Source organism: Empedobacter sp. UBA7252 (assembly GCF_002472765.1).
Taxonomy (GTDB): Bacteria; Bacteroidota; Bacteroidia; order Flavobacteriales; family Weeksellaceae; genus Empedobacter; species Empedobacter falsenii_B.
This window is the reverse complement of record NZ_DKSQ01000083.1, coordinates 1-10,164: the sequence shown is the minus strand read 5'-3', so window position 1 is coordinate 10,164 and position 10,164 is coordinate 1. Positions and strand designations below refer to the sequence as shown.

Below are 10,164 nucleotides of genomic sequence, written 5' to 3'. Positions count from 1 at the left end.
GTTATTTGGTTGCCGAAGGTACGCCAGAAGAGATTGTCAAAGTAAAAGAGTCCTACACAGCTCAATTCTTAAAAGAGAAATTATAACAGAAATAAAATAAATTATTAAAACCGAGTTTAGTTCGGTTTTATTTTGCGTTACATTTTGGGTGATGATAAACAGGGAAATTGCACGAATTCGCAATAAAACACAATTCGTTTGCCTTTTTATGAAGTGAAAGCGCCAACTCGATTTGTGATGAATTAGAAATAATGATTTCAGGAAATAAATCTACTTTTATAATTTTTCCACTTCCATCAGGATTCACTTGCAATGTGGCCTCCGAATGATCTTGGTAAGAAATTACTTCGATTTTATGTTGTGTACAACAATATAAATACGACATCATGTGACAAGAGGTCAAACTACTCAAAAGCAAATCTTCGGGATTGTATAAGTTTGGATCACCTTTGAAAGTTTTCGCAGCAGAAACTTCTAAATCAGGTTTTCCTTCAATCGAAATGTGATGACTTTTTGTATAAATTCTGGTTGAAGAATCTGTTTGAGGCTCTTTCTTAATCCAATTTAGGGCAACTTTAAATAAATGATTCAAGGCTTAATTTTTATCAAAAATAATCTTTTCTAAAAGAAAAACACAACTGAGAATCCTCAATTGTGTTTTCAAAAAATGTTATAATTTATCTACTATTTACTTTCTTAAATAGACATTTCCATATTTCGAAGAAAATTCTTGCAATGGCTGTTTACCTACGTTTGCTGCAATTACAGAATGAAAATTATCTGATTTTATAGTTTTGATTGCAAAATCTAGATTCGTGTACATCTTCCCAAAAAAAGTTTCCACTTTTATTTCTCCAATTTGTTTTGCATTCATTGTTGCATCTACACTTCCATATGTTGATTGTGCAATAATCGGTGCATCAAAATTGATAACTTCAATTGTTCCATACGTTGACTCGATAGTCGTTTTCATATGTTCAGGAACTTTGATTTCCAATGTAATACCCATTTGTACTCCTGTAGAAACCGAAGAGGATTTAATGTCATTTGCATCAATATATTTTTGATAGTCCTCTTTGGTTTGAAATTGTTTTTTCTCACTACCAAAAGTCGCTGTCACCTGATGTGGAATATCTTCTAGTTTTACAACTTTACCTTCGATGGTTTTTCCTTGACTGTTTTTGCTTTCAGTTAACTTGAAATTCGAGTCATTTTTACCATTATTGATATTAACATTTCCAGAGATACTCACTTCGTTTTGTTTCCATGTTGTGATTTTAACGATTTGTGGATAATCAAATTTTAATGTTAATTCTTGACCTTTTTCAACTGAAAAATTCTTCTGAATTTTTGTTTGAGCGATTGATAAATTTGCCAATAAGCCCACTGCTAAAGATAAAATGACTGTTCTCATAACGCTCTCAAATATATTTTACTATAATCTGATCTGAAAAGGAAACTTGTTCCTCCGCCATTTAATGTTCCTGTTGCTTGATTGTTAATTTTTATCATTTCAGATGATTTATCAACTGTTTCTAATTTTAACGATAATTCAGGTGCAATCAAAATATCACCAAACGAAGTTGTTAATTTTACATTTGCTTTTGATGATTTCGGAATTGAAGCATCCACGTGACCATAGATAGATACAAGCGACAAAGGACCTTTTACATTTTGACTAAATTTAGCATCGATAGAACCATAAATCGTGTTGATTGTTGCAGGTCCTGTTACATTTTCTAACACTACATTGTTGTAACTTGCAGTTGCTTCAACTTCGTTTTCGATATTTTTGAATGTAATGGTACTTCCAAATTGAGATTGATGATTAAATGAAATTGTTACACCTTTTGGAACTAAAATTTTGATATTTGGAGGTGTCATTTGTTGTAGTTGTTTTACCTCGATTATACCATTTTTTTCTACAACATTTATTCCTAAATCAGTGTTGTCCTCAAGTCCTAATGAGTTGATCGAGCGCAATCCTTTTGCTCTTTCGTCATTATCTCGCGATCTTGTTTTTGTAGAAAAAACAATTTCGTTTCCGTTGTAACCTTCTACTGTTACTCGTCCAAGATCAAGGTTCATTTTTCCTTTACTTACAGCTAATTTGTACGTTTTCGAATTATCTTCATTCGCACTTTTCGATTCATTTTGTGCAAAAGTGTACGTAGACATCATCATAAAAGATGCAGCTACCAAAAATATTTTTCTTATCATTTTTTGATTTTTTTGTTAATTATTATTTTCTAAAAAGAACCGCGTACGCTTCGTCTTTCACAAACGGTTTTGTTGTAGGATCCAACACCATTTCTTGTAATTTATTTGTTAATTTCAAATCGATTTGATCGTTATTGATATGCGCAATCATTCCTATTAATTCCATTTGTACCATCGGATCATCTTGTTTCATAAAAATGTCTGTTAACTCTTTTGAAACGTCCGATTTAGGTAATTTTGAAGCAAGCGCTTCGAGTGCATTTAGTCGCACAATTGTATTGTTGTCATTTAAAGCTAAGTGGTATAAACTCTCTTTCAAATTGTGATCAATACTTGGTAAATCAGTTATTTTTGCAATTGCATCAATACGATTACTTGTTGATTCTTGATCATTTAATGAACTTAAAATTTCATTTTTAAGTGCTTCATCTATACCAATTAGTTCTTCTTTTGGTTGAACAATTTTTTCAACTTTTTTCTCTTTCTGAATTGTTACAAACTGAATTTCTTTTTTATTTTGTTCAGTTTTAATTTCAGTTGGATGAACAATTTCTGGTTGAATTTCTTCTACTTTTTTAACCTGCTTTTCTTTTACAATTTCAATTGTTTTTGGTGAATTTACTTGATCATTTTTTAATAAAAAATATCCACCAACACTCAATAAAACAAGCGCAGAAGCAGCAATACTCCAATTTTGAATTCTCCATTTCTTAGGCTGTTCAATTACCAAAGTTTTTTCTTCCTGTTTAGGAATCTCAGCCTGAATTCTTTTCCATAATTCTGCAGAAGGTTCTTTGTTTTCAAAGGCTTCTCTGTTTTTTTCGATATGTTTTTTTAAAGAATCATTCATTGCAAACGGTTTGTTGTAAGGTTTCGTAAATTTTCTTTTTTGCACGATGATATTTACTTCTCACCGTGTTGTTGCTCAATCCCAAAAGTTGAGCAATGTCTTCTTGCGGCATGTCTTCGAACAGAAATAGATTCACAATTGTTCTTGTATCCGTTGGTAATTCTTCAATTGCTTGTTGCAATTCTTCAATTTTACCATCCAACATTTGTTTTTCTTCCATGCTTTCTTCGCTGTCATCAATAATATTTGCTCCAGCAACATCAGAAAAATAAACTTTGTTTTTTCGTAAATGTGAAATTGATTTATTAATCGCAACTCTACTGAACCAAGCACCTAAATTTTCGATGTTTTTCAACTTTTGAATATCAGAGAAAAGTGAAATAAAAATTTCTTGTGTCAAATCTTCCGCATCAGAAACTTCTGTGACCAAACGATAAACAGAATTGTAAACTGATTTCGAATAGCGATGATAGAGCTGAGTATAGCCAGCCTCTACACCAGATTCGCACCAATCTAATAGTTGTTTATCATTTATTGAAAAATTTTCTTTCTCCAAAATTTTCAAGGTTTCATTGTTGTTTCTATTGTATAGACGCAGCAAGTTTTTGAATGTTGCATCAATTTTTAAAAAAGTTTTTGAAATTTAACAATTATTGAATTATTCACCCTGATTTTCAGTGATAATAAGTAAAATTTTGAATATAAATTTTAAAAAGGTTTTAGTTGATAAAATTCTATTCTCGATACAATTCTTATTCATTCCATTCCTAAAAATCACTCGAATTGACGAATTTTAATTCAAAACGCGCAAGATATATTCTTGATTATTTTTCTATTTTTGTTAGACACATAGTTAGTCGAAATTGAATATGAAAAAAATAGTTATCATCTTATCTTTGGTTGTAGGAGCCAAGTCTTTTGCGCAAGAAATTGAAGTCAAAAATCTTAAAAAACACGTTTATTTTTTGGCTGATGACAAAATGAAAGGAAGAGGAACTGGAAGTGAAGAAAATTTGAAAGCTGCAAAATATATTGCAAAAGAATTCAAAAAATATAAACTTCAACCTTTAGGAGAAGATGGATATTTTCAAGGATTTGAGGCGAAGGTAAAAAAAGTAAAAGTTGTTGACAGTATTCGTTCTGCAAAAAATGTGATTGCTTTTTTAGATAATAAAGCGGAGAAAACGATTGTGATTGGTGCACATTACGACCATTTGGGAGAAGGAAAGCAAGGAAGTTCTTTGGCGAAAGATAGTTATGGAATGATTCACAATGGTGCTGATGATAACGCTTCTGGCGTTGCTGGTTTGTTAGAATTGGCAAGATTTTACAGTAAAAATAAAGTGACAGAACCTGTTAATTTTCTATTCATTGCTTTTGGTGCAGAGGAATTAGGTTTGGTAGGGTCACGTTATTTTGTGAAACATCCAACGTATGATTTATCGAAAGTGCATTGGATGTTAAACATGGATATGATTGGTCGTTTGAACAAAGAATCTGGCGTTTCAATTATAGGTTATGGAACTTCTCCAACTTTCGAAATAATTTTTAATGAAATTAATCCGACTGATTTTGTCAAATTTTATACAGGTTATGAAGGTAGAGGCGGTTCGGATCAAACTTCGTTTTATGAGAAAGATATTCCAGTTTTATTTTTCCATACAGGCGGTCACGACGATTATCACAAACCAACTGATGATGCAGATAAAGTAGATTATAAATCGTTGAAAGGAATTCTTAATCTCGAAAAAGCTGTGATTGAGGAAAGTTTTAAAATTGAAACGATGCCGTTTAGAAGCACTGATAAAACTGAAAAATAATTGATAAAAATCTAAAATTATTTTTTTTCAATCCGTATTTTTGCAACAAATTTCAACGATTGAAAACGGATCTTTTATTAATCACACCACCTTTTACGCAATTAAATACACCATATCCTGGAACAGTTTATTTAAAAGGATTTCTAAACACACTTTCATATTCAACTTTTCAAGCTGATTTAGGTTTAGATGTTATCTTACAATTATTTTCAAGAAAAGGTTTAATTGATTTATTTGAATTTATTCAAAATCAAGAGATTGAATTAGGTGATAATAGTAAAAGAATGGTGATGTTAAGCGACGAATATATCGCAACTATTGATCCTGTTATCCGATTTTTACAAGGAAAAAATTCGACCTTAGCTGATTCAATTATTCAAGATGGATATTTACCAGAAGCTTCTCGTTTTGCAGAAGTTGAAGATTTGGAATGGGCTTTTGGTTCGATGTCTTTTCAAGATAAAGCGAAGCATTTGGCAACGCTATATTTAGAAGATTTATCGGATTTAATCATTGAGGCTGTTGATGAAAATTTTGGTTTTTCTCGTTATGCTGAACGTTTAGGAAGATCGGCAAATTCTTTTGATGAATTGTATCAAGAATTACAGAAAGACCCAACTTATATTGATAAAATTACACTTTCGGAATTAGAGAAATTAATTCAGAAAACGAATCCAAAAATGATTGGTTTTTCGGTTCCTTTTCCAGGAAATTTATATTCGGCTTTCCGTTGTGCGCAATATATTAAAGCAAATTATCCTGAAATTGTTGTGGACATGGGTGGAGGTTTTCCAAATACAGAATTACGCTCTTTAAGCGATTCACGAGTATTTGAGTTCTTCGATTTTATTACATTAGATGATGGTGAAGCACCAACTGAGCAATTGTTAAAATATATCAACAATGAAGTTGAAGTTTCTGAGTTAAAAAGAACTTTTGCTCTTCAAAATAATCAAGTTTCTTATATCAATAATCAAACTGTTCGCGATTATAAATTTAGCGAAGTGGGAACACCAGATTATACGGATATCAAATTAGATCAATATATTTCTGTCATCGAAGTGGTTAATCCAATGCATCGTTTGTGGAGTGATGGGCGTTGGAATAAGCTGACAATGGCGCATGGTTGTTATTGGGGGAAATGTACGTTTTGCGATATTTCGTTAGATTATATCAAAATTTATGAACCAATTGCTGCAAAACAAATTGTGGATAGAATGGAAGAGTTGATTGAAACAACTCAAAATACAGGTTTTCATTTTGTGGACGAAGCTGCTCCACCAGCATTAATGCGAGAAGTTGCGTTAGAAATTCTTCGAAGAAAATTAACTGTAACATGGTGGACAAATATAAGATTCGAGAAAAGTTTTACATATAATTTGTGTCGATTATTGAAAGCTTCGGGCTGTATTGCGGTTTCTGGAGGTTTGGAAGTCGCTTCGGATCGATTGTTGAAATTGATTGATAAAGGTGTAACAGTGGAGCAAGTTGCGGTTGTAAATCGAAATTTTACCGAAGCTGGAATTATGGTACATGCATATTTGATGTATGGTTTTCCGACACAAACAAAGCAAGAAACGATTGATAGTTTGGAAATGGTGCGTCAAATGTTCGAATTAGGAATTCTTCAATCAGGATTTTGGCATCAATTTGCGATGACAGCACATAGTCCAGTTGGGTTGAATCCAGAGAAATATCAAGTAATTAATCATAGCACCGAATTAGGAACTTTTGCGAATAATGATATGATTCACGAAGAAAAATCAGGTTTAATTCATGATCAGTTCTCGTATGGATTAAAGAAATCATTGTTTAATTATATGCACGGTGTTGGTTTTGAATTATCACTGAATGAATGGTTTGATTTTAAAGTTCCGAGAACCTCAATTCAACCAAATTATATCGAAACAGTTTTGAATAATGAAACTTTTGTAACGTATAAACCAACGCAAAAAGTGGTTTGGTTAGGAGGTAAGCCACAAATAGAATTTGTAACGAAAACCAAAAAAGGAAAAACTTTTGAGAATGCAGTTTTACAATTTCATACCAAACAAGATTATCTTGAAATTGTTGTAGACAAAGAGATTAGCGAATGGTTGGTTGATTTTGTTCAATACTTGAAAGAAAGTCCAAAAGCAGTTTCTTATCAACAAATGAAACAAAGTTTTGAAGAAAAAATACAAACTGATTTTGAGATTTTTATTTATTCAAAACAAGCAGAAAAATTAAAAGAAACAGTTTTACTGATTGTATAAACATAAAAAAAACCTTGAATTATTCAAGGTTTTTTTTGGTAGATATGAATTTGTATCATTTTTGATTAAATGATTTTAAAGAATCATCAGAATTAAACATTCTTTGGTACAGAATCTAGTTCTTTAGTTTCTATAATGTTTGGAGCAACTTTTTTTAATAATGTACTACGGATTAGTATCAATATTTTTCATGTTTAATAAAATTAAAACATATATAGATTTTACTTTACTTTAACCAACTCTACACGTCTATTTTTAGCTTTATTTTCTTCTGTATCATTTGCTACCAATGGTTTTTCAGCTCCGTATCCTATAGCAGATAAACGTGTTTTATCAATACCTAAAGCAATTAGTTTTTGCATTACAGCATTTGCACGATCATTAGATAGTTTTTTGTTATGCTTAGCGTCGCCAGAATTATCAGTATGTCCTTCAATCGATATTTTCAATGCGTTATCTTTCTTTAAAGCATTTGCAATTTCAGTCACAATTTCATCACCTTCTTGCGTGATTTTTGCTTGATCAACATCAAAATTAATATATAAAATAGATTTTCCATTCTTAGTCAAATCCTCAGCAATTTCGTCTGCTGTTACTTTGGTGATAGTTTGCTTAAAGTCTGTTTCTTGTAGTACATTAAGCGAAGCACCTGCATTGTTAGAAAGGTATTGTATATATACATTTCCTTTATCTTTTGTACGTAATACCCAAAACTTCATATTTTGTCCAGCGTATCCCATATCACCTTCGCCTCCTTTATTCGGATCTTGTTTATTGTAACGCTCATATTCTTCTTTGGTTATTTCACCATCAAACACTTTAACAGCCCCGATAGATTGTAAATAATCAGCCATACTTTTTTCAAAGAAATGTTGCGAAAATTCTTCTCCTTGTTTAGGTGAAACAAAAGTTTTATACAACTTTCCTTCAAAAGGTGTCATTACACCGTTAATAGGAAAAAAACATATGTCAAATTGTTTTACCAAAGGTTTGTTCATTTCTTTTAAACCTTGCGGAAGATTTATGAAAGGAAAATCTCCAATATCAGCTGTTGAAAATGGAATTTTGCTGATGTCAAATCCATTATTAGCAACCGTATTTTCTTGTTTTTGATTAGTATCTACTATAACATTATCCGTTTTCTTTTCTTCTGTTTTGTTGTTACAAGAAACAATCAAAGTAGCTGCAATCGCTACAATAAATAGTTTATTCATCGCTGTTCAAATATTAATTTTATAGTATTATTTGAGATAAAAATACTATAAATTATTATCATACAGTTATTTATTTGCGTAATTTTTTTAATCTTTTATTTAGATCTTTATTAAAAGTCATCCTCTTTCATTCAAATTTGTTTAATATAATTCAATTGTCGTAAGTTGGTTACTTCAAACAAGTTATTTAGTATTTTTAGTCGATTTCAAAGCCCATATAATTAGTAAAGGTTGCATGAATAATCGTGCTAATCTTTTTTGATCTGTATCCAATCCAAAACCATCTCTTTTGTTTTTATATTGAGCCCAGTTTCCAGGAAAAACAGCCCCAAAAAAACAAGCTGCTATTTTTCCAACTATTTCTTTTTTACTATCTGGAGCTAAAACAATCGTACTACCCAAGGCTATTTCTGCAATTCCCGAATACACAACTGTGTCATCTTTGGGTAAAGGAACCCAATTTGGTACTTGTGCCTTGAATTCTTTTCTAGCTATAGTTAAGTGAGCAATTCCTGCTCCAATCAAAAAAGCTCCTAAGGTATATCGTGCGATGTTTTGTGTCGTGTTATTTTTCATGGTATTCATTTTTAGAATGTTATTATTCAATAATGAATCAAAAATCGTACAACTAACACTTAATGGGTTTTGAATAGGTGAAAAATCAAGATTTTTTATTTGAAATTTATAGGGAATTAATTTATTATGTTTTACGCTTAACTTTTTACGTTTTTTTCTTTCTTGCTGTCACATTTATTATGTTGAAGAATAAGATGAAAATTGTTTTAAAACGTTTAACTTCTTGATATAATTTTCTACATTACATTTCGAAAATCACTCGAAGTGATGAAGTACAGAACCGAATCCTCTAATTTTCTAACCACAATAGAAACATAGTTTTTTTTATTTTAGAAATTGTATAGTTCAGTAAACTGAAAAATATCGATTTATTTACTATGATTAAAACATTTCGATACTAAATCGTCTGATTTTTAACTCCTTTTTCAATATTCAAAATCCTTTTTTAACAATGAATTTATAAATCGTCATTGCTGAAAAGTCGACATACGATTTGCAGACGAGCTTCAATCTATTGGATGAGAAGGGTTAAGAGATTCTTCATTTCGCTAAAGCTACATTCTGAATGACAATTTCTATCTGTCATTTCGAGGTATCGAGAAATCTTTTGTCACTTTTTTATTCATAGCTTATATATTTTAATTATCGGTATACATATGCCCTTCGGGGAACAATCAAAAAAACTAACGAATACTTCGGCAGGCTCAGCAAAAGCAAGACTTGTCTTTGATTTTCGACGGTCAAAATTAGTTTCAGCCATTCAATGTTTTAAATCATTATCATTCTTTCATTTTTTAAGCGCAAAAAACGAAACAAAAAACGCTTGGCTGTAAAACTCTCTACTAAAAATGTTATCATTCCACTAAAGATTTTACAAACCCTACGGGCTAAAATCTTTTTAACGCTGCATTCAAACATTTTCTTAACGTGAGAGTTTTAATGCCGGTTTCTTCATCCTTTTTCAATATTCAAAATCCTTTTTTTACAATGAATTTATAAATCGTCATTGCTGAAAAGTCGAGATTGTTGTAAATAAGAGTATTAAAGTCGACATACGATTTGCAGACGAGCTTCAATCTATTGAAACAAGCGTAAAAAAGATTAGTGAGCGTATGCGAATCATTTAATCTTTTTAGTGCGTGAAATGCTAATTGAACGTCGAAAATCGCGGTCTTGACTTTTTTGGTTCGTTTTTGTGTCAAGACAAAAAATGAACGTAATAAAATAAT

The 10,164-nt window shown here is 31.1% G+C and carries 9 protein-coding genes; 2 read left to right on the top strand and 7 right to left on the bottom strand.

Annotated elements, in window-relative coordinates; all coding sequences use genetic code 11:
* Window positions 1–127: 127 nt before the first annotated feature.
* The 5 genes from B2X73_RS11965 to B2X73_RS11945 form a co-directional block, all read right to left on the bottom strand.
* Window positions 128–592, bottom strand: a complete 465-nt coding sequence (locus B2X73_RS11965) for an OsmC family protein (RefSeq protein WP_291046614.1) — start codon at window positions 590–592, stop codon at window positions 128–130.
* Window positions 593–688: 96 nt separating this feature from the next.
* Window positions 689–1,414, bottom strand: a complete 726-nt coding sequence (locus tag B2X73_RS11960; RefSeq protein WP_291096515.1) for a hypothetical protein — start codon at window positions 1,412–1,414, stop codon at window positions 689–691.
* On the bottom strand, window positions 1,411–2,220 hold the full coding sequence (locus B2X73_RS11955) for a hypothetical protein (protein WP_038330640.1): 810 nt from the start codon (window positions 2,218–2,220) through the stop codon (window positions 1,411–1,413). Before B2X73_RS11955 ends, B2X73_RS11960 begins: the two co-directional genes overlap by 4 nt.
* Before the next feature lie 22 nt (window positions 2,221–2,242).
* Window positions 2,243–3,070 carry a hypothetical protein gene (locus B2X73_RS11950; RefSeq protein ID WP_219034596.1) on the bottom strand — a complete coding sequence of 276 codons (828 nt, stop codon included), beginning with the start codon at window positions 3,068–3,070 and terminating at the stop codon, window positions 2,243–2,245.
* Complete coding sequence (locus B2X73_RS11945) at window positions 3,063–3,671, bottom strand: RNA polymerase sigma factor (protein ID WP_291096513.1); 609 nt, start codon at window positions 3,669–3,671, stop codon at window positions 3,063–3,065. The genes B2X73_RS11950 and B2X73_RS11945 overlap by 8 nt, the downstream gene beginning before the upstream one ends.
* Window positions 3,672–3,939: 268 nt before the next feature.
* Between B2X73_RS11945 and B2X73_RS11940 the strand changes: the two genes are divergently transcribed.
* Entirely contained in the window at window positions 3,940–4,890 is a 951-nt protein-coding gene (locus B2X73_RS11940) for a M20/M25/M40 family metallo-hydrolase (protein WP_291058765.1), read from the top strand.
* A 59-nt stretch (window positions 4,891–4,949) separates the two neighbouring features.
* Entirely contained in the window at window positions 4,950–7,145 is a 2,196-nt protein-coding gene (locus B2X73_RS11935) for a B12-binding domain-containing radical SAM protein (RefSeq protein ID WP_291058763.1), read from the top strand.
* A gap of 221 nt (window positions 7,146–7,366) precedes the next feature.
* On the opposite strand, the gene B2X73_RS11930 is transcribed toward B2X73_RS11935, so the two are convergent.
* Both B2X73_RS11930 and B2X73_RS11925 read right to left on the bottom strand, forming a co-directional pair.
* Window positions 7,367–8,359, bottom strand: a complete 993-nt coding sequence (locus B2X73_RS11930; RefSeq protein ID WP_291096511.1) for an OmpA family protein — start codon at window positions 8,357–8,359, stop codon at window positions 7,367–7,369.
* A 183-nt stretch (window positions 8,360–8,542) separates the two neighbouring features.
* Window positions 8,543–8,935, bottom strand: coding sequence for a DoxX family protein (locus B2X73_RS11925; protein WP_038330750.1), 393 nt, complete (start codon window positions 8,933–8,935; stop codon window positions 8,543–8,545).
* Window positions 8,936–10,164 lie beyond the last annotated feature (1,229 nt).